Origin of the sequence: Noviherbaspirillum autotrophicum (assembly GCF_000818395.1) — a bacterium.
Taxonomy (GTDB): Bacteria; Pseudomonadota; Gammaproteobacteria; order Burkholderiales; family Burkholderiaceae_D; genus Noviherbaspirillum; species Noviherbaspirillum autotrophicum.
This window is the reverse complement of the sequence record NZ_JWJG01000028.1, coordinates 2,950,454-2,971,149: the sequence shown is the minus strand read 5'-3', so window position 1 is coordinate 2,971,149 and position 20,696 is coordinate 2,950,454. Positions and strand designations below refer to the sequence as shown.

General features: G+C 59.6%; 23 protein-coding genes and 1 tRNA gene. 13 read left to right on the top strand and 11 right to left on the bottom strand.

The window, feature by feature from the left end:
* Positions 1-163 precede the first annotated feature (163 nt).
* From TSA66_RS14975 to TSA66_RS14955, 5 genes are all read right to left on the bottom strand, one after another.
* The gene (locus TSA66_RS14975) at positions 164-859 is read right to left on the bottom strand and encodes an REP-associated tyrosine transposase (protein ID WP_040042629.1); all 696 of its coding nucleotides are present in this window, start codon (positions 857-859) and stop codon (positions 164-166) included.
* Positions 860-967: 108 nt separating this feature from the next.
* Positions 968-1,411 carry a hypothetical protein gene (locus TSA66_RS14970; protein ID WP_040040561.1) on the bottom strand — a complete coding sequence of 148 codons (444 nt, stop codon included), beginning with the start codon at positions 1,409-1,411 and terminating at the stop codon, positions 968-970.
* 109 nt (positions 1,412-1,520) lie between these two features.
* On the bottom strand, positions 1,521-1,715 hold the full coding sequence (locus TSA66_RS14965) for a hypothetical protein (RefSeq protein ID WP_157691705.1): 195 nt from the start codon (positions 1,713-1,715) through the stop codon (positions 1,521-1,523).
* A 45-nt stretch (positions 1,716-1,760) separates the two neighbouring features.
* A complete protein-coding gene (locus TSA66_RS14960; RefSeq protein ID WP_052452348.1) occupies positions 1,761-2,669 on the bottom strand; it encodes a succinylglutamate desuccinylase/aspartoacylase family protein in 909 nt (302 codons plus the stop codon).
* A 260-nt stretch (positions 2,670-2,929) separates the two neighbouring features.
* Positions 2,930-3,505: an SRPBCC family protein gene (locus TSA66_RS14955; protein WP_052452347.1), complete on the bottom strand. Its 576-nt coding sequence runs from the start codon at positions 3,503-3,505 to the stop codon at positions 2,930-2,932.
* Between the two features lie 310 nt (positions 3,506-3,815).
* On the opposite strand from TSA66_RS14955, the gene TSA66_RS14950 reads away from it, so the two are divergent.
* Both TSA66_RS14950 and TSA66_RS14945 read left to right on the top strand, forming a co-directional pair.
* Positions 3,816-3,892 (top strand) — tRNA-Met (locus TSA66_RS14950).
* Between the two features lie 329 nt (positions 3,893-4,221).
* Positions 4,222-4,719 carry a carboxymuconolactone decarboxylase family protein gene (locus TSA66_RS14945; protein ID WP_040040559.1) on the top strand — a complete coding sequence of 166 codons (498 nt, stop codon included), beginning with the start codon at positions 4,222-4,224 and terminating at the stop codon, positions 4,717-4,719.
* A gap of 88 nt (positions 4,720-4,807) precedes the next feature.
* On the opposite strand, the gene TSA66_RS14940 is transcribed toward TSA66_RS14945, so the two are convergent.
* Positions 4,808-5,230: a c-type cytochrome gene (locus TSA66_RS14940; protein ID WP_052452346.1), complete on the bottom strand. Its 423-nt coding sequence runs from the start codon at positions 5,228-5,230 to the stop codon at positions 4,808-4,810.
* Between the two features lie 448 nt (positions 5,231-5,678).
* Here TSA66_RS14940 and TSA66_RS14935 point away from each other — a divergent pair, with 448 nt between their 5' ends.
* A complete protein-coding gene (locus TSA66_RS14935; RefSeq protein ID WP_052452345.1) occupies positions 5,679-6,452 on the top strand; it encodes a substrate-binding periplasmic protein in 774 nt (257 codons plus the stop codon).
* 150 nt (positions 6,453-6,602) lie between these two features.
* On the top strand, positions 6,603-7,370 hold the full coding sequence (locus tag TSA66_RS14930; RefSeq protein WP_040040558.1) for a fumarylacetoacetate hydrolase family protein: 768 nt from the start codon (positions 6,603-6,605) through the stop codon (positions 7,368-7,370).
* Positions 7,371-7,437: 67 nt separating this feature from the next.
* On the opposite strand, the gene TSA66_RS14925 is transcribed toward TSA66_RS14930, so the two are convergent.
* Complete coding sequence (locus TSA66_RS14925; RefSeq protein ID WP_232429479.1) at positions 7,438-7,977, bottom strand: hypothetical protein; 540 nt, start codon at positions 7,975-7,977, stop codon at positions 7,438-7,440.
* Between the two features lie 217 nt (positions 7,978-8,194).
* Positions 8,195-10,486, bottom strand: a complete 2,292-nt coding sequence (locus TSA66_RS14920) for a diguanylate cyclase (protein WP_040040557.1) — start codon at positions 10,484-10,486, stop codon at positions 8,195-8,197.
* A 276-nt stretch (positions 10,487-10,762) separates the two neighbouring features.
* On the opposite strand from TSA66_RS14920, the gene TSA66_RS14915 reads away from it, so the two are divergent.
* The 3 genes from TSA66_RS14915 to TSA66_RS14905 are packed head-to-tail and all read left to right on the top strand — an operon-like array spanning position 10,763 to position 13,037.
* Positions 10,763-11,554 (top strand): amino acid ABC transporter substrate-binding protein, encoded by a 792-nt coding sequence (locus tag TSA66_RS14915; protein WP_040040556.1) that lies wholly within the window; start codon positions 10,763-10,765, stop codon positions 11,552-11,554.
* A 57-nt stretch (positions 11,555-11,611) separates the two neighbouring features.
* Positions 11,612-12,265 carry an amino acid ABC transporter permease gene (locus TSA66_RS14910; RefSeq protein ID WP_040040555.1) on the top strand — a complete coding sequence of 218 codons (654 nt, stop codon included), beginning with the start codon at positions 11,612-11,614 and terminating at the stop codon, positions 12,263-12,265.
* Positions 12,246-13,037: an amino acid ABC transporter ATP-binding protein gene (locus TSA66_RS14905; protein ID WP_269748387.1), complete on the top strand. Its 792-nt coding sequence runs from the start codon at positions 12,246-12,248 to the stop codon at positions 13,035-13,037. The genes TSA66_RS14910 and TSA66_RS14905 overlap by 20 nt, the downstream gene beginning before the upstream one ends.
* A 39-nt stretch (positions 13,038-13,076) precedes the next feature.
* On the opposite strand, the gene TSA66_RS14900 is transcribed toward TSA66_RS14905, so the two are convergent.
* Complete coding sequence (locus TSA66_RS14900) at positions 13,077-13,424, bottom strand: CzcE family metal-binding protein (protein ID WP_040040554.1); 348 nt, start codon at positions 13,422-13,424, stop codon at positions 13,077-13,079.
* A gap of 277 nt (positions 13,425-13,701) precedes the next feature.
* Here TSA66_RS14900 and TSA66_RS14895 point away from each other — a divergent pair, with 277 nt between their 5' ends.
* Positions 13,702-14,370 (top strand): lysophospholipid acyltransferase family protein, encoded by a 669-nt coding sequence (locus tag TSA66_RS14895; protein ID WP_157691704.1) that lies wholly within the window; start codon positions 13,702-13,704, stop codon positions 14,368-14,370.
* On the opposite strand, the gene TSA66_RS14890 is transcribed toward TSA66_RS14895, so the two are convergent.
* Positions 14,325-15,089, bottom strand: coding sequence for an alpha/beta fold hydrolase (locus TSA66_RS14890; RefSeq protein WP_157691703.1), 765 nt, complete (start codon positions 15,087-15,089; stop codon positions 14,325-14,327). The two genes, TSA66_RS14895 and TSA66_RS14890, sit on opposite strands and share 46 nt — an antisense overlap.
* A 362-nt stretch (positions 15,090-15,451) precedes the next feature.
* Here TSA66_RS14890 and TSA66_RS14885 point away from each other — a divergent pair, with 362 nt between their 5' ends.
* The 4 genes from TSA66_RS14885 (at position 15,452) to TSA66_RS14870 (ending at position 18,601) form a co-directional block, all read left to right on the top strand.
* Complete coding sequence (locus TSA66_RS14885; RefSeq protein ID WP_040040552.1) at positions 15,452-15,991, top strand: DUF2231 domain-containing protein; 540 nt, start codon at positions 15,452-15,454, stop codon at positions 15,989-15,991.
* Positions 15,992-16,016: 25 nt separating this feature from the next.
* Positions 16,017-16,349 (top strand): type 1 periplasmic-binding domain-containing protein, encoded by a 333-nt coding sequence (locus TSA66_RS14880; RefSeq protein WP_040040551.1) that lies wholly within the window; start codon positions 16,017-16,019, stop codon positions 16,347-16,349.
* A gap of 340 nt (positions 16,350-16,689) precedes the next feature.
* A complete protein-coding gene (locus tag TSA66_RS28025; protein WP_040040550.1) occupies positions 16,690-18,273 on the top strand; it encodes a methyl-accepting chemotaxis protein in 1,584 nt (527 codons plus the stop codon).
* Positions 18,274-18,304: 31 nt separating this feature from the next.
* Positions 18,305-18,601 (top strand): helix-turn-helix domain-containing protein, encoded by a 297-nt coding sequence (locus TSA66_RS14870; protein WP_198358814.1) that lies wholly within the window; start codon positions 18,305-18,307, stop codon positions 18,599-18,601.
* 98 nt (positions 18,602-18,699) lie between these two features.
* Here TSA66_RS14870 and TSA66_RS14865 read toward each other — a convergent pair whose 3' ends face one another.
* Positions 18,700-20,025 (bottom strand): DEAD/DEAH box helicase, encoded by a 1,326-nt coding sequence (locus TSA66_RS14865; RefSeq protein WP_084199636.1) that lies wholly within the window; start codon positions 20,023-20,025, stop codon positions 18,700-18,702.
* Between the two features lie 388 nt (positions 20,026-20,413).
* Here TSA66_RS14865 and TSA66_RS27005 point away from each other — a divergent pair, with 388 nt between their 5' ends.
* The gene (locus TSA66_RS27005; protein WP_157691702.1) at positions 20,414-20,656 is read left to right on the top strand and encodes a hypothetical protein; all 243 of its coding nucleotides are present in this window, start codon (positions 20,414-20,416) and stop codon (positions 20,654-20,656) included.
* Positions 20,657-20,696 lie beyond the last annotated feature (40 nt).

Below are 20,696 nucleotides of genomic sequence, written 5' to 3'. Positions count from 1 at the left end.
TTTCCAGATCGAGTAGTCGTTTATTAGAGACGTGCTGATTGTATTTTCCTGCTTGTCGTTTTAGCTGAGATTTCTTGGGTCCGCGTTGACTACGCTTGACATGCACCATAGGCACAAGCTTGGCGACAGAGCCAAGCAAGCCTATATATGGAGTCAGACTCGATTAACGCGCCGCAGTCCGTTTCGGTCGCCCCTTCGCCAAAGGCATTGCCCGACGCTCAGCCAGGCGAGCTATCTTTTCCTGAAAATGCCCTTGACCCAACACCCAGCCCTTGTTTGTGGCGTTGCGGATCACATCAAGCAATTGCGTATCCATTGGTGCCTTGACGAGTTCACGATACGCAGCCCGGCGCTCGCGCTCGTCTTCGGCCAGGCTCCTAAATAACGCGTGCGGGCTATGTAACGGGTCGGCCCCGCCTTCCGCATTGGCACGATAGCTAGACCAGGGATAGTCTCGTGGATGCGCAACCATTCCTGCTCGTACCGGGTTGAGCTCGATATAACGCATACATTCGAACAGATAATTTTCGGCATCCACCGCCGTCGCCCGGTACCGCCCCTCCCACAAGGTGCCGCTGCGCTTGTAACGATGGTTGAAGTACTGAACGTAGCGTCTTCCCACGCTTTGCATCGTCTTCGGCGCGCTCTCCTCAGAGTCGGGCGAAGCGAGCAAATGCACGTGATTAGTCATGAAGACATAGGCGTGAATCGCCAGGCGGTGCCGGGAGGCTGCGTCCAACAACGATTCCTTGAAAAACCCACAGTCTTCGTCATTGCCGAAGATGGGTTCGCGATTATTCCCCCGCAAAATGATATGGAGAGGAACGCCTTGGACGAAGTAACGAGGAAGACGGGCCATAAGGAGGCACATCGTACGTCCCCTCGGCCGCTTGATATTGAGTCACAACAAGAGCGTGTCCCTGGCAAATATTGGTGCGAGGGAAAACAGGCCGACGTAGGCCGGCCGTTACTTCACGCCCAATTTTTTCATCAGTGCATCGAATGCGACCTGTGCACGAGGATCCATCGTTGCGTCGTCCGATGCAGCCGCATTGGCGTCATCGTCTTCATACGTTTCCGCAAGATTTTTCCACCCCCTGCTCGCCGCGAAATGACCGAACTCTTCCGGTGCTTCGAGGACGATCAGCTTGTCGTCCTGCTGGCCGGGGTCGCCAGCGCCGAAATCCGGGCCATCGTAGCCGAGCATGCGCAGCCTTGCCAGGATCTGTCGGATGACGACTGGATCTTCGTAGAGCGGGTCGCCCTCCATGGTCGCGTCCAGGTCGACATAAACGTCGATGATGCCGTAGCCTTCATCGTAGATGCGGATCGCGCGGACTTCCCATGTCCGTCCGAGAGAGTCATTGATGCGGAACGGGCCGCTCAGCTGGATGACGTTTTCGTTGTCCATACCCAAGGGTACACCAACAAATGGATATGGGGTCAGACTCGATAAAGTTTTATGTCGAGTCTGACCCCATATAACTCTGCGAGAAACGGCGTAACCCCGATTTTCCTTGTCACGATTCCTCGTCGTCTTGCGGCTGTACGCGGGAAATCCTGTTCAGCCGGAATGCCGATACACCGAGCAGAATAAGCCCAAGCACCCAGAACACCGGAACCCGTTCAAAAACGCCAAACACCAACAGACCGGCGCCTATCCAGATCCCGGCCATAAATTGCTTTCGCAACTGATCAAGCTTTTCGCGTTTCATGCGGCGATCATGCCTGCTGCGTGCCAATGGCGTCGGGTCTTGCATTCACGCGTCCGCCGACGGAAACGCGCCCATGGTTCCGAAAAAGAACCATTCATCGCCCGTCGCAGCACTTGCCTTCGGCAAGATGATGTGCCCGTCTTCCGGGGCGACGAGGTCGCCCTTGGCGCCGCTTGCAATGGCTTCGCCGCGCGCGACATGATCGAAGTGCTGCCACGGCTTCACGAAGGCGACCTCCGCCTCCTTGTAGAAGACGCTTTTCATCCAGACGCAACGTTGCGATTCAGGCGCTGCGCCGGCATCCAGCGAGCGTGCCGCTTCGCACTCGGGAGCGAGCATCTCGAGATGCGCGAGCGCCCGGAGAATGGCGCGATAGCCGACGTCGGCCGCGTCGGCGTTGTGGTGGTGTCCGCATTCCAGCGTGACCGCCAGCGCACCGTTGGCACGCGCATACTCGGTCGTTCCCTGCGATTCCTTGTCGCCTCCTTTGCCGCCACTGCCGAACGCCTCAGACCAGCCGCAGACGAAATCACGTACGCCCAGCGCGCGCGCAAAGGCGACTTCCTCTGGCCGTGACTGCGAACCGCCGAGAAAGACGAATGGGCCGCCTTGCGAGGTGTAGGAATGCAGGTCCAGCAGCACATCGGCGCGATCGAGAAAGCCGCAAATGACGGGATCGAGATGATCCTCGTAGTGCCGTTTCTCTTCCTTGGGATAGAGATAGCGGTTCAGGTTGCGCTCGACGAAACGCGTTTTTTGCGCGTAGGCGCGCGGATTGGCAACCGGGATCACTTGCAGGGTGCCGCGCTGCAGGGCGACCGCGCCGCTGTCGAGATCGGACAACAGCTTCGTAATGGCGGCCGGCCCGCAGTATTCATTGCCGTGCACGCCGCCCATGACAGCAAGGGTCTTGCCGGGGGCCAGGGAATGGTGAAAGACGGTTTTTACAGTCATGACATTTCAGAAATTGAGAGGGTGCAAAAAGGAAGTCTCTCATGCCGTGCTGCAAACCTCAATCGCCTGCAGGCGGGGCGTGCGTGCTGCTCCCCATTTCCCAAGGCCGCCTGATGCGTATTTGATTCGCTGCCGAAGGAGGCAACCGGGTCCAGATCTTACTCCGCCAACAATCGGAAACAGACTCGATAAAGTCGTAAATCGAGTCTCCCCCATAAATTGCGAAGGATGCTGCCGCGCTTGTCGCGGCAGCCGATTGATCATCGCTCCGCGACTTCCTTGATTGAAGCAAGGCCTGCGTCGTAAAGACCGGTGATGGCTTTGACCGCAACCTGGTCGCCATCTTCAGCGGCAGCCCGGCTATTGAACTGCCCGCTCCATGTCACTTTACTATCCTGCCCTGAAGGAATCACCGAGATCGTCGAGCGGTAATTCGACACCGGCAGCGGGCTTTCGTCCATCCGGTAGGACAGGCGATACGGCCTTTCCTTGCGCGCCGTGAGCGTCTCCACGACAACGCCACCCTCTTTGAGGGTGATCCGACGTTGCGCGCCGGGCTGATTGTTGCGCCCGCTGACGATTTCGGTGCTTTTTACCGCAGCGGAAAAATAGCTCATATCGCCGAAGTTGCCGACCACCTTCCACACCTTGTCGGCTGGCGCGCTTACCACAATGGAGCGCGTCACCAACAGTGGTGCGGAGGGAGCGGCGGCTGCCGCGCAGGATGAACCTGTCAACATGGCTGCCGCGAGCCCGACCTGGACAAGCGCAACCGATATGCCGCGGCGAGCCGGGGCGATGACATTGCCGGACTGATTTTGAAAATGGAACTGCATCGAGTCTCTCCTTTGAGTGGGTAAATCAGAGATTCGATGATTGCGTTTTAGCGACGCGGTGTATTGTAAAAATGCGTCATGTCGCGGGCCATGGCCGGAAGCGTATCGGCGGCACCCCGCAGAAGGCCTTGAAGTCGTGGCAAAAAGGTATTAATCGAAGTGGCCGTCAGCGAGCGCCACGTCCAGGAATATTCGCGATATGTCGGGCCTGGCCCCTGATTTTTGCACCAGAATTTGCAAGACTTCGTTTTACGTTTACTCATTTCTCTTGCATTGCAGCATGATCGACGGTAGACTTCGGTCCCTCAGACGCGGGGTGGAGCAGTCTGGCAGCTCGTCGGGCTCATAACCCGAAGGTCACAGGTTCAAATCCTGTCCCCGCAACCAGTTAAATACAAAAGGCCCGGCGCATGCAGCCGGGCCTTTTGTTTTGTCATCGCGCCACCACTATGTGGAGTCGGGCTCGTTTGCATGGCCGCAGTCCGTTGCGGCCGTCCCTTCGCCAAAGGCATTGCCCTGCACTCTATCTTTTCCTGAAAACGCCCGCCCCCCGACACCCAGCTTGTATTTGTACCGTCGCGTCTAACACCGGCGCAGAGGAACGCACTTTTTTCGGCGGCGATGTCACACCGCGCGGGGCACAATCGTCTAAAGGGTGTGATCGCAACCAGTGCATCACCTCAACATCTCCATCATTCACAGGAAAGAGAACGATCATGAGCCATACCAACGCCCAACCCCGCCTGAACTTCGTCGAGCAGACGCCCGAGCTGGTCAAGAAGCTCCAGGAATTCAGCATGGCCATCGCCAACAGCGGCCACATTGAGCCGGGGCTGTCCCTTCTGGTGGATATCCGCGCCTCGCAGATGAACGGCTGCGCCTTCTGTCTGGATATGCACGTCAAGGAAGCCAAGCTGCACGGCGAGCGCGAGCTGCGCCTGTACCACGTCGCGACCTGGCGCGAGTCGCCGCTATTCACCCCCAAGGAACGCGCGGCGCTGGCCTTTACCGAGGCGCTGACCCAGATCGCGCCCACCGGCATCTCGGACGAGCTCTATGCCGAGCTGCGCGAGCAGTTCAGCGAGAAGGAACTCTCGACGCTGACCTTCCGCGTGATGGGCATCAATGCCTGGAACCGCCTCAACGTGACTTTCCGCACCGTGCCCGGCGCACACGACAAGGCCTTCGGTTTGGACAAGGCCGGGCTGGTTTGAACGGGCGGGCGAGCTGCCGGCCAGCTGAATGATGCGACGGAGGGTGCGCCAGGCGCACCCTCCACTGACTTACGGCTTACGATGCGAATTACTTCGACTGCATCCGATTCAGATAATCGACGAGGGCAAGAATCCGCTGGCGCACAAACGCCTCGGGATCGTAAGGTACATCGACGAAATATTCCCCGGCTTTTGCCTGGTAGTCGCGTCCCCAGATCGGCATGTCCGCCGTACCATGGCTCTTGACGGGCTGACGGCCGTCGATGATCGAGTACACGCGTTCCACAGGGAACACTCCACCATTTTTCTTTGCCAGCTGTGTCAGGTCCGGCGGGGTGCTCTTGAGGAAATCGACGTACGCACCACCTTTCCCGTCGGCTCCATGACAAGCTATGCAATTGGATTCGTACTCCCGCTTGCCAAGGTCGAATTTGTCTGCCGCCGACACGATGGGAGCGCTTGCGCCGGCAACGGACATCAACACCAATGCTGCTACCGAATGCATCTTCATCTTGTTCTCCTTGGTTTGAACGACGACGACCTTTTTTCGAACATGCCATTTATACGCCCGGTGCAGTCCTCGCCGGTTTGCGAGGAATCAAGGATCGGCACGTAAATACGGGGATATGCAACCTGACTTTCCCAAGGAGGGACTTCTAGCAAGCGTAGGGGCGCCCCTTACGCTTGTTGCTGGCAACAGCCTTGCGCTTGGTCTTTCCGGAATTGTCAACGGCAACGTCGAGGCGATCGGCATTGCCACGGTCACCGCCCAAGAGCTCTTCGAGATTCGGGACGAAAGGCGATCCTGCAGCCCTGGAGGTACTGCTCGCAGCGTTCATGAAGCAAAAAGCTGCCCGGATCGGCGTATCATCGCAGTTTTCGTATCGAGCCCTAAATCGCCGAGATGTCGCCGGATGACGCTGTAACGCCTGTCTGGCGACGAGAGAAACAGCCCATCGATGAAACTGATACTCGCCGTCCTACTCCCCCTGCTTCTCGCTGTGAGCCCGAGCAGCCATTCCGCCGCCGAGCCGACCCGGTTGCCCCTGGCCACCGGGGATTGGGCTCCCTACACCTCCCCGGATCTGCCGGGCCAGGGCATTTTCACAGAGGTCGTCAGCGCCGTCCTGACGCAAGCCGGCTTCGCTCCCTCCTACTACTTTCTTCCTTGGAAGCGAGGCGAACAGGAAGTCAAACGAGGGGAGATGTTCGCTGTATTCCCCTATATCAAGATCGAAGAACGCGGAAAAGACTTTTACTTTAGCGATCCAATCATGCCCACCACCGGACGCTTCTTTTATCTGAAAAGCCGGTTCCCCAAGAGCATCGACTATCAGGATCTGAGCGACTTGCGTCCCTACCGTATCGGCGGTGTTCTCGGCTACTGGTACACCACCCCGTTTGCCGCCGCGCACTTGAACGTCGAGTATGTCCCCAGCGATCATCAGAGCGTTCAGAAACTGTACTTGAAGCGGATAGATCTCGCCGCTTGCGAAGAGCTGGTGTGCTGGGCCCTGATCGACAAACTCTATCCCCGTCACCGTACCGATTTTGCGGTGCTGGATAAGCCGATGAACCAGGGTTCACTACGTTTGATGGTGTCGAAGACCTATCCGCACGCACAGGAAATTCTGCAGAAGTTCAATCAGGCTTTGGCGCAGTTGCGCGGCAACGGCACCATCGACGCCATTTTACGCAGACACAAGTGGAATCGTTCCGCGCTCAAGCCCTAAGCTGCCCACCGTCGTGATGAACGGCGCAAGACCTTACCGATTAAGACTTGAGGCTGGAGAAACAAGCGACCACGTTTTGCATGTCCTGATCAAGAGCCGCGCCGCGGTTACGCGCCACCATTTTCCAGACACTTTCGTTCAAAGGTATTCATGTCCCAGAACTCCTCGCCTGCCGCCAGCGCGGCATCGATCCTTGCGGCGCGCCGCAGGAATGCCGAGCAAGGCCCTCGCCTGCCCGAATCGTGCCGGCCCCTGGATGTCGACACCGCGCTGGCGATCCAGTCACGCGTCACCGAGCAGCTCGGCGTCGCGGTGCGCGCATGGAAATGCGGCACGCCTTCCGATGGCCGCATTGTCGCGGCGCCGATTTATGCGGTGACCGTCGCAGGTGCCGGGGATTGCCGTGCAATCGCTCGCGCAGGACATGTCCGTGTCGAACCGGAACTGGCATTCATTCTCGGCAAGGACTTGCCGGCGCGCGATGCCGCCTATGCACCGGCGGACGTCGATGCGGCGATCGCCGAGACGCGGCTCGCACTGGAGCTGATCGACAGCCGCTACAGCGATCCTGCCGGCGCGTCTTTCGCGGAGAATCTTGCGGATGGCTTGCTCAATCAGGGGCTGTTCCTCGGCATGGCGGTCGATGAGGAAAAAGCGCGGGCGGCGGCGATGCCGATTCGCGTGACGCTTGAATCAGGGCATGAAACAGTGCTCGACGGTCGTCATCCGAATGCCGATCCGCGCGCGCCACTCTACTGGCTGGCCGAATTCCTGCGTAGCAAGGGAACGGGATTGCAAGCGGGGCAGGCGGTGATTACCGGCTCGTACGCCGGCAGTTTCGACCTGCCTGTCGGGCAAGAAGCAACGATCCGCTATGGCGATCTCGGCGAACTGACGGTGCGTTTTTCGCAGCAATGATCCTGCTTGCCGTCCCGCCATCAAGATAAGCGAAAAGGAGCGGCCCGCGAACCGCTCTCCCCCGGCCTTATTTGCGTTGCGCCATCTTTCCCAGAGCGATCGCCAGCGCCGCGCCGCCAAGCGCTTTCATCAGCGTGGGGTTGTGCGCGTAGAAATTGCTCATGTGGTCGATGATGCCGGGGTTTTCCTTCTCCGCGTGGCTGGCCAGCGCCTGCACCTCGTCGGGACTCAGTTGCTGCGCTTCTTCCGGTGTGAGCTGTACCTGCTGTTGCCCGCGTGCGCGGTTGAGCAATCCGCTCAATGGCCCGCCGCCGGCACCGCTGCCAAGCACCGATGCGATCGCACCGGGGCCAAGCGCGCTCAACAGGTGGTTGACCATGCCGGTGCGCTGCCCGGTGTCACCCTGACTAAACATTTGTGCGACCATGTTGCCGAACGGCGGGGTCTGGTCGGAACGGAATGCTTCGCTGACGCCTTCCCGCAGGTGCTCATGCGGCGAATTGCTGGCCACGTCATCAAAGTCCTGTTCGACGCGGGGGGATTGCTGACCTGCATTTGCTCCCATGTACTGTCCCAGGACGCGGCCGATATCGATACCGAATGGCATGTTGATTTCCTCATGAAAGACCGACCCGTTGATTCGGGACGGTCTGCTTCGGCTGACGATGATTCGCAGCCGAAGCATCGGTATACGACGAGCATCCATCGGCGATTGTTCCGATGTCTCGCTGTGGTAACAGATAAATGGGTCGGCCTTGCCTTCCGCATCGGTTAAGTCACGACAGAAACTATTTATATCAAGGTTGCCCCCGCAGGACCCACGATTAAGATTTTGGTCGAGCCGCCCCTCCATTTTCTCCAACGCCGGTGGCCGCAGCTTCGTACTCGCACACCTTGTCGCGGCCGGAGTTCTTCGCCGCATACAGCGCCTCGTCCGCCTGCGCCAGAAGGGTCTCGATATCCGCGTTCTTGTCCGTCCTGCTTGCCACACCAATCGACACCGTGAAGCGAATCACTTCTCCAGTGTCCGTGTGGACCTCGGCCTGGCCTATCCTTTGGCGCAGCAGTTCCGCGACGTCGACCGCATGCCTGAGATCGGTTTCCGGCAACACCACCGCAAATTCTTCGCCGCCAAGACGCCCTACCACATCCGCACTGCGCAGCGTCTTGCGGCACAGCTCCGCCATGCGCCGGATCACGGCATCGCCACACTTGTGTCCGTGGGTATCGTTGATCTTCTTGAAGCGGTCAATGTCTGCCATCAGCACCGCGAGCGGGCCGCCGTAGCGTGAGCAATGCTCGAGTTCCTGCTCGGCGAGCGCCATGAAATGCCGGCGATTGGCGAGGCCGGTCAGGGAGTCGGTCTGCGCCAGATGCTGCAACTCCTGTTCCGCTTTCTTGCGATCGGTAATATCGCGCATCACGCATAGCGACCCGGTAATGCGCTCATTCCTGTCGCGCATGGGAACAGCATGGCATTCAAGCCAGCAATGGATGCCGGTCAGGCCGACCAGCTCGAACGTCAGCGTGCCTGACTTGCCTTCGCCGACGTCGGCCAACAAGGCATTGAAGGCGGGCTGGTACGGCGCATCGATCATCCCGCCCATGCTTGTCCCGGCGACCTGCTGCTCCGAAGCCGCGCCGAACATCGCCAAGCCGGCCGGATTCATCTGTTGCACCGTTCCGTCGGCAGCCAGAAGCGTCACGCATTCCGGTTCGGTTTCGATGATGGTTCTTAGCTTCCATTCGCTTTCGGCCAGCGCCCGTTCTGCTTCCTTGAGCGGCGTGACGTCCGACACCAGCACAAAAAAGCCATGGACAATCCCTTCTTGCCGGTCAGGAATGTATTGAGCCCAGGTGTAACCCGTGCTGCCGTCCGCCTTTATCAGGGTGCGCGCGAACTGCTGGCGCTCGCCTTGCAACGCTGCGCGGATATACGGCTCGTTCTTGCGGAATAATTCTTCGCCGAGCAGGTCCTGGATGCGGGTCCCGATCAGTTCCTGCGGCGCCTTGCCAAACCATTCGAGATAAGCGCCGTTGGCAAAGCGGCAGCGCAATTCATCGGTCCAGTACGCGACCATTGCAGGCAGGTGGTCGGTGATCGTCTTCATGAAGCGTTCGCTTGCCTCGATCCGCTGCGCCGCTGCAGCCTCCCGCAAGTCCGCTTCCTTCTGCTTGCGCTGATACGCATGCAGGACAAACAGCGATGTGATGAGAATCAGCGTGTACAGGGCGGCGAACAAGCGCGCATCGCGGCGCCACGTCGCATAGATTTCATCGACGCTGCGGTCAATTTCCACCACCAGCGGCTTGTCCATTTTCAGGCCGGCCGGTTTGACCGTGCGTTGAATCATCATCCGCGCATCGCCCTGGCTGAATCGTACGTGCGGCAACACGGTGATGTCGCGCCCGCTTTGCCGGTGTTCGGCAAAGAAGCTGCCTTGCCGAAGGAAATTGGCATCGGCAAGGCCGTTTTGTTCCGGCTCCGCCAGGAAAACGTCACCGTCCCAGTGCACCAGCGCGGCCTTCATGTCAGGCGCATAGCGAATCGAATCCAGCAGAGGAGAGAAATAGTTCCGGTCGAGCGTGGCGATCACGACGCCGCCGACTTTTCCGCGCGAATCTGTCCACGTTCTCGACACGCCGATGACGAACGCGCCGAGCGTGCTGCGAAACGGCGGGGATATGTACAGCGTATCGATATCCAAGCGCCCTGCCATTTGGAATTCGGCCTGCTGGCGGTAATCCGGGTCGATCAGTTGAAAGCCAACCAATTCAGGCCGGCTTGCGGCGAGTGCGTGGCCATTAACGTCCAAAACAGCTAACGTGCGCACGCTCGGCATGCCATCGCTCAACGTCTTGAGATAGCGATTCAGGTTGTCTGCCGGTTCAACGGCCGGCAATTGCTGTCGGATATCTCCCAGCACGCCGTTCAGTGCAACCAGCGTCTGGTTCAGATTTTCCTCGATCACATGCGCCTGCGTTTGCAGCCGGTCCTGCTCCCGATTGAACACGCGGACATGTTCCTGAACGTAATTCAGGATGGCGGCAATGCCAAGAACGACCAGCGCGACAGCGACAATCGAGCGTTGCGCAAACAGGGAATCTGGCTTCACATGTGCTCCATGCGAAACGTGACCGGTTAATGCCGGCACGTACAGGATGAAAGGCTTCTCTTTAGAGGAAGCTGCGCTTCCAATGAAATTTATCAATAAAACAGATCAAGGGCTACCGCCATGCGATGAAAGTGGCAGCTCGAAGCGTCCCCTGCGCGCGCTGCATACAGAATTTACAGGCGCATCGTCTTCCCCATCTCGCACAACAACATTGAGGAAAGCGCCCGTTTTTATGAAATAATCCAGCGTTTGCTCATCTTGACTCCAGGAAATTCCATGAAGAAAACGCTTTCGATGCTTTCCGCTGCCCTCGTTGCGGGCGTACTCCTGTCGGCTTGCGACAAGCCTTCGGCACCGGCCGCTTCGGCGCCAGCTGCCGCTGAGAAGATCGTCATTGGGCTGGATGACAACTTCCCCCCGATGGGTTTTCGTGACAGCAAGTCCAACGAGCTGGTCGGCTTCGACATCGACTTGGCGCGCGAGGCCGGCAAGCGTCTCGGCGTGGCGGTCGAATTCAAGCCCATCGACTGGAACGCGAAGGAAGCCGAACTGGGCGGCAAGCGCGTCGATGCATTGTGGAATGGCCTGACCATCACCGAGAAGCGCAAGGAACAGATCGCTTTTACCTCGCCGTACCTGGAAAACCGCCAGATCATCATCGTGACCGCCAAGTCGCCGCTCAAGACCAAGGCAGACTTGGCCGGCAAGATCGTCGGCGTGCAGGAAGGCAGCAGCGCCGTCGAAGCCGTCGAGAAAGATGCCGTTGCGAAGAATCTGAAGGAGCTGCGCAAGTTCGGCGACAATGTCGCGGCCTTGATGGATGTGAGCACTGGCCGTCTCGATGCGCTGGTGGTCGACGAGGTGGTCGGCCGCTACTACACGGCCAAGAAGCCGGGCGAGTATGTCGTGCTGGACGAGAATTTCGGCACCGAAGAATACGGCGTCGGCGTGCGCAAGGATGACACGGCGCTGCTGGGCAAGCTGGAAAAGGCACTCGCCGACATGAAGAAGGACGGCACCGCCGAGAAAATCTCGACCCAGTGGTTCGGCAAGAACATCGTCAAATAAAGCTGCCTCCGCGCCTTACTTCCTGCATGACCCGGCCGGTGCCGGGTCATCGCCAATATGACCTACATCTTTGAAATCATGGGCCCGCTGCTGGACGGCAGCGGCGTCACCCTGAAAGTCTTTTTCATCACGCTGGTGCTCTCGATGCCGCTGGGCCTCGCGCTGGCGTTGATCCGCGTTTCCCATTTCCGTTTCGCCAGCGGCCTCGTGAGCGGCTACATCTGGCTGATGCGCGGCACGCCGCTGATGCTGCAGATGCTGTTCATCTACTTCGCGCTGCCCTGGGTGCCGGTCGTCGGCGTGCGGCTGCCGGATTTCCCCGCTGCCATCGTCGCGTTCACGCTCAATTACGCGGCCTATTTCGCCGAGATCTTCCGCTCCGGCATCCAGTCGGTCGATCGCGGGCAGTACGAGGCGGCGCAGGTGCTGGGCATGAACTATGTGCAGACCATGCGCCGGATCATCCTGCCGCAGGTCGTCAAGCGCGTCCTGCCGCCGATCAGCAACGAGACCATTACCCTCGTCAAGGACACCTCGCTGATCTATGTGCTGGCCATGAACGACCTGCTGCGCGCGGCGCGCGGCATCGTGCAGCGCGACTTCACCACGATGCCGTTCGTCGTCGCCGCCGCGTTCTACCTGATCATGACCCTGGTGCTGACCTGGGGCTTCCATCGCCTGGAAAAACGTTATGCCGTCTATGAAGGATGATGCCGTGGAACCGATGCTGATGATTCAGGCACGCGACATACACAAGCGCTTCGGCGACCTGGAAGTCTTGAAGGGCATTTCGCTGGATGTCGGAAAAGGCGATGTGGTCGCCCTGATCGGCCCTTCCGGGTCGGGCAAGAGTACCTTTCTGCGCTGCCTCAACCACCTCGAAACGATCGACGGCGGCCATCTCGCCATCGAGGGCGAAACGATGGCAACGACCGATGCCAATGGCACCTGCCGCTACGCACCACTCGCCGACGTGCGCCGCATCTGCAGCAGGACAGGCATGGTGTTCCAGCATTTCAATCTCTTCCCCCACCTCACCGTCCTCGAAAATATCATCGAGGCGCCGATGACCGTAAAGCGCATGCGCCGCGACGAAATCGTGCCCAAGGCGGAAGCCTTGCTGCGCAAGGTCGACTTGCTCGACAAGAGCGGCAGCTATCCGTCGCAGCTCTCGGGCGGACAGAAGCAGCGCGTCGCCATTGCCCGCGCGCTTGCCATGGAACCCGACCTGATGCTGTTCGACGAACCGACCTCGGCGCTCGACCCGGAGTTGACCGGCGAAGTCTTGCGCGCCATGCGCCAGCTGGCCGAAGAGCACATGACCATGCTGGTCGTCACCCATGAAATGAACTTTGCACGGGACGTCTCGACCCGCGTGGTTTTCATGGACAAGGGTGAAATCGTGGAGGCGGGCAGCGCGGCGGCCCTGTTCTCCAATCCGCAGCATGCCAGAACGCGCGCCTTCCTCGACCACGTGTTGTGAGCCCCGTAAATACCTGGACGAGGGCATGAGAACGCCCTTTCACATGCGACTGTCGCCATCTCCGCCTAGGTACTTTGGATCGGGCGCGACATAGGCATCCACACGATGGTCCAGCACGCCGGGCGGCGCGACGCGGCGCAAGTCGAATGCGGTGACGTTCCTTGCAACATTGAATGTCCAGGCGAAGGATTTTTCACCCACGACGAATCGGACAGTATCGCCGCCGGTGACATTGATCCATTTGGTGTCTGGCCGGATTGCGATCGTTTCTGTGGCGCCGTTTAATGGTGCCGGATCGCCCAAAAATCCAATCGGATAGTCAATATCCCGGTGCGCGCATGCGGACAGCAGCACGACAATCACCAGGCAGATGCGTAGCGGCTTCATACACTTCCCCTTGATGGGACTCAGGATTTTGACATCCGGGGCAAGTTGCGGTTCGTTCAGCACGCTATGCCTGCAACGGATTGAGCGCGATGTCGCGCATATATTCATCAAGACGCTGAAAAACCGTGGGCGCACAATGTTGCCGACAACGATATTGTTTCAACGCTGAATTCATCCCTTGGCGCGGTATGTCCACCGCCTTTCCCTACGTGCCATGAGCCAACTACGACGTTTCGCCGCATGGAGCTACGGATGCTATGCATGGCTTGTCTTTGCGTTGGTCCTGCTCTCCGTCAGTATTCTGGTCATCCTGTTATGGTCTCCGCGCTACGGACGGCCTGTTGCCCGTGCGGGGACGCGGCTGATTTTTCGTCTCGCCGCCGTACCCGTTTCCGCACAGGGCATCGAACGATTGCCACCCGCACCGCATATCTTGCTGGTCAATCACACCAGCTTCGTGGACGGAGTGGCACTGACTGCACTCCTGCCGGCACGACCGGGATATGCCTTCGTCGTGCGGCAGCAGTATCCCAGCCAGAGCCTGCTCTACCCATTGCTCAGGGGCTTGGGAACGGTGGTTCTGCACCACGACCATGACCATGCGGCGACAAATGTGGACCTCCTCAGGGCGGCGCTACGCCGTGGCAAAAACCTTATCGTGTTTCCCGAAGGCGGTTTTGTGCCGGAAACGGGGTTGAAGCCGTTTCACTCCGGCGCGTTCATTGCGGCCATTGCCGAAAACGTGCCGATCGTGGTGGCGGGCTTGCGCGGCACGCGCAAAGCACTGTGGCCGCGCACCTGGCTTCCGCACCGCACAGCCATTGAACTGGAAGTCGGGCCGGTATTTCAACCGGATGCCGCCGATCCGCCATCGGAGCTGGCATTACGCAGCCAGGCGCGTCAAGCGATGTTGCCGCTTACAGGAGAAGAAGACGCCGCTGGGTGAGCAGTCTCCAGCATCGTCTTGCACCCGGCGAGCATTTGCGGCCAGAGCTTTTTCCACGTCCTCCAGTCGTGCCCGCCGCTGATCGAATACACCTGTGATGTAGGCAAGACATCGGCCAGCAATGCATTCGCACCGGCAAACATGTCGTTTGTGCCATAGCCCAGATAGATCGGCATCGGCGACTGTTGCTGCGCATAGTTTTCTTTTAGCCATGCCCATACGGCGCGCGGATAATCCCCGGTTTGCACGAGGCCGGGTTCCCACTGGCCGAGGCCGCCGGCGGTGGCGATTTCATTCACCAGGTCGCCGCCGCCCAGGTATGGCGCGAGCAACAACAAGCCGGAGAGTCGCGATGACGTCAACGCCGCGAAGGAGGACGCGCCGAATCCCCCGAGGGAAATGCCGGCAAGCCAGATGCGCTCATAGCCGGCTTCCTGCGCGGCATCGACCACATCTTCCGCGATTCTTGCGTGAATTGCGCGGGACGCATAATAACCATAGTGGGCATCGACAGCGATAGCGTCGGCGGTAATGCCATGACGGCGCAAATCGGCGATGAACCCGCTTCTCTCGAAGTCTTCCGCCAGGTCGCCGATGCCAGGCAGGAAAACGATCAAATTCTTGCTCGCGGCGCCCCCCGTGTATTCCATCTTGAGCAACGACTCCGCCGTCTTCAGCATCGGATCGAATCGGGAAGACAGCAAGGCCAGCCTTGCCATGGCGCCTCTCTTCAATTTGCGGAATCTGTAATGGAATTCGGAATGCATGGCTGAAATTATTTGTCGCAAAAGTAATGAGGAAGCCCGCAACGCGGTGCCTCGACAGCGAGACGATTCCGCAAAGAATGACAGCGCGGAACGCGCCGAGTGGTAGCGCCGGAATCACCCTTACAGATACGGGCAGCGCTCGGAATTACAAGTGCGTTTATTCGGATAGGGAAGCAGGCTCGATTAACCCGCCTCCTTCTTTTTCGGCCGGCATGCTTCTTACCGTTACGACCGTCCTCGAACTGGCAAGCGTGCACCCGTTGCACTTAATGGTGGCATGCCGGTCTATCCACTTTTACGCGAAGGAGGTTGCCATGCCCCAAGCCACTGTTGCCAGTCATCCGCTGCATCCGATGCTGATTGTTGCGCCGGCCGCGCTGATTCCTTTCGGCTTTATTCTCGACGCGATGTATCGCGCCACCGGGAAGCAATCCTATGCCGACGCCGCTTACTACAGCATGATGGGCGGCGTGATCGGCGGTCTGGCAGCGGGAGCCGCCGGCGCCGTGGACTATCTTTCGATCCGCCCTCACACCGAGGTCAAGCGCACGGCCAATGTTCATGCGCTGCTGAACGTCAGCGCACTCGCCACGACGGCGCTCAATCTCCTGCGCCGGCGCAACCGCGACAACCATCAGGGCGGCTCGCTGGTATTGTCCGCCGTGGCCGCCGCCGGGGTCTTGGTGTCGGGATGGTTCGGCGGGCGGATGGTGTATGAACAGGGCATGCGCGTGAAGGGCGTCAATCCGATCGAAGATGCGCGCGAACTGAAGCTGCCGCATGACGATGCGGTCCAACGCATGATGCTGAAGGAAGAGAGCATCATGCCGTCGGGCGGCCCGATGTTGCACTAGCGTATGCTGATCGACACGCCAAACAATGGCGAACAAAGCAACCATCCGGAGTGTCGTCGGGGCACGGCTGCGCGACAGCGTGCCGCCGCCCTACCGTCCCGAGATCGTCAAGGGCGTCAGGAGCGACGGGCAATACACGCTGATTCTCTGCGCGCATGCCGAGCGCGATGTGGTGTCGTCCGCCGAGCTTGAACGCGCGTTCCGGCGCTTGGACGTGCCCGCACCCGACGGCATCATCGTGGTTGGAACGGTCTTCACCGAAGAGGCGAAAGCGCTGGCCACCGAACACGGCGCACGCATCGTCGCCCTGCGCAGCGCGAAGTGGACCGATGAATCGGCGCGCCTGCGCCAGCTCTGACTCCCGCCGTCTTCAACGAAGCAGGCATGCGATCACGTCGCTCGTGATCGTGCCGACGCAATAACGATACAGATTAGATACATATATGGACGCATCGCGCAGCCTGCCGAAAAGAAAGGGCTGATTTCATCATCTAATTCCCATTACATCGCCAGGGGAATACCTTTAAGCTGAAGCGATGCAAATCATTCTTGTGTAGAGAAAAAAGCAACGCGCCGCACGCTGCACTCTTCGGCAGAAAAATTTAATGCAGATTGAAGATGATGGTGCGCCGATTTTTTGTCACCGCCCGACACCTATTTCCATTGTCCATAGACTGAATACTTGACCACAGCGCACCATGAAACTTGGAAGCACAACCGTTCGAACCCGACTTGCCCTTGGATTTTCCTTCTCTATCCTGATGCTGTGCCTGATCGTAGGCCTGGCAACGTGGCGTCTACAGGGCGCTCGGGATGTCGTGGAAAAAATGGTAAACGAGGTCATGGTCAAGGAGCGCCTGGTGACGGAATGGGCGGCGAGCACCAACGTCAATGGCGCGCGCACCATTGCTGTCGCGGAGTCGAATGACGCTGCGCGGCAGGAACAGGTTCAGAAAAAAATCAAGGAAACCAGCAGCCGGATTTCGGAGATCCAGAAACAGCTCGACGGCTTCAGCAAGAGCGGGGAAGAGCAGCGGCTCTTCGAGCAGATCGCCCAGCAGCGGCGGACCTATATCGCCGCGCGTGAAGCGGTGTTCAAGGAAAAAGGAGTCAGCGAGGACAATGCTCGCAAGCTGGTGCAATCCCTCCTTGAACCTGCCCTGACGGAATACGTTGCCTCCATCGCCAAACTCTCGCGCCATCAGGCGGAGGCGATTACGCGCATGCGTGGCGACATCGTCGACCTGGCGACTGTCTCGCAACGCATGCTTGTGGCCCTCGGCCTCCTGTCGGCCGTGCTTAGCATCATGGTGGCTGCTGTGATTGCCCGCAGTATCCAGCACCAGCTCGGCGGCGAGCCGGTCGAGGCGATGCTGGCGGCTCACCGCATCGCGCAGGGCGACTTGGCTGTTGGGATCGCGCTTCGACCAAACGATACGACGAGCCTGATGCATGCGATCAAGCAGATGCAGGAAAGCCTTGCGCGCATCGTCGGCGAAGTGCGCGCCGGCTGCGACGTGATTGCGACGGCATCCAAGCAGATCGCGTCCGGCAATCTGGACTTGTCGTCCCGTACCGAAGAACAGGCCAGCTCTCTTGAAGAAACAGCGTCATCGATGGAGGAACTGACGGCAACCGTCAAGCAGAACGCCGACAATGCGCGTCAGGCAAACCAGCTGGCCGCTTCGGCGTCCGCGGCAGCCACTAACGGTGGCGCGGCGGTGGCGCAGGTGGTCGACACCATGGGAGCAATTGATGCGTCCTCGAAAAAAATCGTCGATATCATCAGCGTCATCGACGGTATCGCGTTCCAGACCAACATCCTTGCGTTGAATGCCGCCGTCGAGGCGGCTCGGGCCGGCGAGCAAGGGCGCGGCTTTGCCGTCGTTGCCGCCGAAGTGCGCACGCTGGCACAACGCTCCGCGACTGCCGCAAAGGACATCGCCGCCCTGATCCGGGATTCGGTGCAAAAGGTCGAATCCGGCTCCGTTCTGGTCGGGCAAACCGGCGCAACGATGCAGCAAGTCGTTGAGGGCGTACAACGCGCCAGCGACATCGTGAGCGAAATTGCCTCTGCCAGCGACGAGCAACGTGCCGGCATCGAACAGGTGAACATGGCGATATCGCAAATGGACCAGGTAACGCAGCAGAATGCCGCGCTGGTCGAGCAAGCCGCGGCCGCAGCAGCTTCGCTGCAAGAGCAGGCGGCAAAGCTGTCGCAAGTGGTGGGCGTTTTCAGGCTCGACGCAAGCACGGAGGCACGGATTCCAAGGATTCACTGAATCCGAATGCGAAGGAAGCAATTACTGCTGGGTGAATTCCGCTAAGATGGCTCTTTTTGCCAATGCCAAAGCCATGAAGCGAGATCAAATGCTAATGGAAGCGATTCTGGGAAAGCTGCTGGAAGCGCCGGAACCGCTGCTCAACGTCGCCGGAATCGCCCAGCGGTTGAATGCAGAACAGTCCGTCATTCGTCATCACCTGCACCTGCTTGAAGACAAGGGATGGGTCGCGGAATCAGAAAGCGGTTTCTGGCGATTAACGAATGCCGGCCATGATTACTTGGACGGCACGCCGGTCCAGGGCATTTCCCTGAAATCCCTCGGGTAGACGCAAGTCCGCCACACTTGCCCATCTGCGGCAGAGAGGCAGGCCACAACGCCGGATAAAGCGCGTGGCCCGTTCCCATTAATTCAGCAAGGCAGGCTTCAAGAAACGCGACCGCGTGCACCGGTCCCGCGTTCCGTATTGCGGCGCTGCCCGGAAGTCTTGGGCGCCGGCTTGCCACCTTGAGGTGTGTGAGGCGCACGCGGCTGCGGCTTGCGCTGACCGGAAGGCGCCGCACCGCGCGGCGGCGGGCTGCTGCGCCGGCCGTTTTCGATCGGCTCGGCCTTGATGCGCGGATCGATCTCGAAGCCCGGCACGCTCTTGACCTCGATCTCGCGCTTGAGCAAGCGCTCGATATCGCGCAATAGCTTGTGCTCGTCGACACACACCAGCGACACCGCCTGACCCGAGCTGCCGGCGCGTCCGGTGCGGCCGATGCGATGCACGTAGTCTTCCGGCACGTTCGGCAACTCGTAGTTGACCACATGCGGCAGCAAATCGATGTCGATGCCGCGCGCGGCGATGTCGGTCGCCACCAGCACATGCAGCTTCAGGCTTTTGAAATCGGCCAGCGCGCGGGTGCGCGCACCCTGGCTCTTGTTGCCGTGAATGGCAGCAGAGCGGATGCCCGCCTTGTCGAGCTTTTCAGCCAGCGCGTTGGCGCCGTGCTTGGTGCGCGTAAACACCAGCACCTGGTGCCAGCCGTTGTCTTCAATCAGCTTGACCAGTAGGTCGCGCTTCTTGGCCTTGTCGACGTGATAGACGCTTTGCGTGACCATGTCGGCCGTCGCATTGCGGCGCGCCACTTCGACCTGTTGCGGGTTGTGCAGATAGCTCGATGCGAGCGTGCGGATCTCGTCGGAAAACGTCGCCGAAAACATCAGCGTCTGCTTTTTCTTTGGCAGTAACGCGGTGACGCGGCGGATATCGTGAATGAAGCCCATGTCGAGCATGCGGTCGGCCTCGTCGAGAATGAAAATCTCGATGCCGGACAGGTCGACGTTGCGTTCGCCGACGTGGTCGAGCAGGCGGCCCGGCGTGGCGACGATGATGTCGACGCCGGAGCGCAATGCCTTGGTTTGCGGCGCCATGCCGACGCCGCCGTAAATCACGGCGGACTTCAGCGGCAGGTACTTGCCGTAGGTGCGCACGCTGTCTTCGACCTGCGCGGCCAGTTCGCGCGTCGGGGTCAGCACCAGAACGCGTGGCTTGGTGCGCGATGGGGCGGCGCGGTTGCTAAGCAGTTGCAGGACCGGCAGCGTGAAGCCGGCGGTCTTGCCGGTGCCGGTCTGGGCCGCCGCCATCAAGTCATGCCCCTTGAGCACGACGGGAATCGCCTGTGCCTGGATCGGAGTGGGCGTGTCGTAACCTTGTTCGGAAACGGCGCGCAAAATATCGGCGGACAAGCCGAGTTCGGTGAAATGCATAGAGATTTGCTCCAGGAATCCACCTTGCGTGCGTGGCACGAACCAGTCTAGGGGGAATCGCTTATGGAAATGAAACGCGGAAAGAGGATCTGATCGCGGGCGTCGACAAGCAGGCTGGTAAGAGAACCAACGCGGGGCCAAGTGTAACACTGTTCGGCGATGCGTATTGGGTCAGCGATTTCCTGGCAATTTTGCATATAGGCGCAATAGAGGCAATTTCATGCGTTATCGGAGCAGTTTTTCATGGCCCCGCAAACTGGGCAGTGATGGCAAACCGACACAGTTCGTTACAAAACAACAAGAGCCGCTGTCGTCGAAGAGATTCCCGGCGTCGTTAAGAAAGGGCCGCACCATCCAACGAACGCATATCGACTGAAAGAGGCCTGTCATGCTCGATTCCAAACAAAAAGCCGCGCTCGCCACTGCCCTGCTCTCCTTACTTTCCGCAAGCGCGAGCAGCGCCGCGGCGAAAGAAGCCGGACGGGAAAAACGCCCTTCGCGTTGCGATCAGGCCAACGATCGCCTGCCTCGCCAGAACCGGGGCATTACGCAGGAGCACATGGAAGGCGATCTCGCCGGGAACCAGGCAGTTGTCTTGTGCAATGAAAATGGCGGGGCCGGACATGAGTGATCAGGCACGTTATTCGCCAAGCCGCCGTGCTGTCCTGTTG

What these genes read in the sequence shown, in the direction of transcription:
- TSA66_RS14925 (WP_232429479.1), bottom strand. Translation starts at nt 7,977, where the DNA reads ATGCCATTCGGTATCGATATCGGCCGCGTCCTGGGACAGTACATGGGA.
- TSA66_RS14905 (WP_269748387.1), top strand. Translation starts at nt 12,246, where the DNA reads ATGCCGTCTATGAAGGATGATGCCGTGGAACCGATGCTGATGATTCAG.
- TSA66_RS14910 (WP_040040555.1), top strand. Translation starts at nt 11,612, where the DNA reads ATGACCTACATCTTTGAAATCATGGGCCCGCTGCTGGACGGCAGCGGC.
- TSA66_RS14930 (WP_040040558.1), top strand. Translation starts at nt 6,603, where the DNA reads ATGTCCCAGAACTCCTCGCCTGCCGCCAGCGCGGCATCGATCCTTGCG.
- TSA66_RS14965 (WP_157691705.1), bottom strand. Translation starts at nt 1,715, where the DNA reads ATGAAACGCGAAAAGCTTGATCAGTTGCGAAAGCAATTTATGGCCGGG.
- TSA66_RS14900 (WP_040040554.1), bottom strand. Translation starts at nt 13,424, where the DNA reads ATGAAGCCGCTACGCATCTGCCTGGTGATTGTCGTGCTGCTGTCCGCA.
- TSA66_RS14955 (WP_052452347.1), bottom strand. Translation starts at nt 3,505, where the DNA reads ATGCAGTTCCATTTTCAAAATCAGTCCGGCAATGTCATCGCCCCGGCT.
- TSA66_RS14935 (WP_052452345.1), top strand. Translation starts at nt 5,679, where the DNA reads ATGAAACTGATACTCGCCGTCCTACTCCCCCTGCTTCTCGCTGTGAGC.
- TSA66_RS27005 (WP_157691702.1), top strand. Translation starts at nt 20,414, where the DNA reads ATGCTCGATTCCAAACAAAAAGCCGCGCTCGCCACTGCCCTGCTCTCC.
- TSA66_RS14945 (WP_040040559.1), top strand. Translation starts at nt 4,222, where the DNA reads ATGAGCCATACCAACGCCCAACCCCGCCTGAACTTCGTCGAGCAGACG.
- TSA66_RS14880 (WP_040040551.1), top strand. Translation starts at nt 16,017, where the DNA reads ATGGCGAACAAAGCAACCATCCGGAGTGTCGTCGGGGCACGGCTGCGC.
- TSA66_RS14960 (WP_052452348.1), bottom strand. Translation starts at nt 2,669, where the DNA reads ATGACTGTAAAAACCGTCTTTCACCATTCCCTGGCCCCCGGCAAGACC.
- TSA66_RS14940 (WP_052452346.1), bottom strand. Translation starts at nt 5,230, where the DNA reads ATGAAGATGCATTCGGTAGCAGCATTGGTGTTGATGTCCGTTGCCGGC.
- TSA66_RS28025 (WP_040040550.1), top strand. Translation starts at nt 16,690, where the DNA reads ATGAAACTTGGAAGCACAACCGTTCGAACCCGACTTGCCCTTGGATTT.
- TSA66_RS14975 (WP_040042629.1), bottom strand. Translation starts at nt 859, where the DNA reads ATGGCCCGTCTTCCTCGTTACTTCGTCCAAGGCGTTCCTCTCCATATC.
- TSA66_RS14890 (WP_157691703.1), bottom strand. Translation starts at nt 15,089, where the DNA reads ATGGCAAGGCTGGCCTTGCTGTCTTCCCGATTCGATCCGATGCTGAAG.
- TSA66_RS14970 (WP_040040561.1), bottom strand. Translation starts at nt 1,411, where the DNA reads ATGGACAACGAAAACGTCATCCAGCTGAGCGGCCCGTTCCGCATCAAT.
- TSA66_RS14885 (WP_040040552.1), top strand. Translation starts at nt 15,452, where the DNA reads ATGCCCCAAGCCACTGTTGCCAGTCATCCGCTGCATCCGATGCTGATT.
- TSA66_RS14865 (WP_084199636.1), bottom strand. Translation starts at nt 20,025, where the DNA reads ATGCATTTCACCGAACTCGGCTTGTCCGCCGATATTTTGCGCGCCGTT.
- TSA66_RS14915 (WP_040040556.1), top strand. Translation starts at nt 10,763, where the DNA reads ATGAAGAAAACGCTTTCGATGCTTTCCGCTGCCCTCGTTGCGGGCGTA.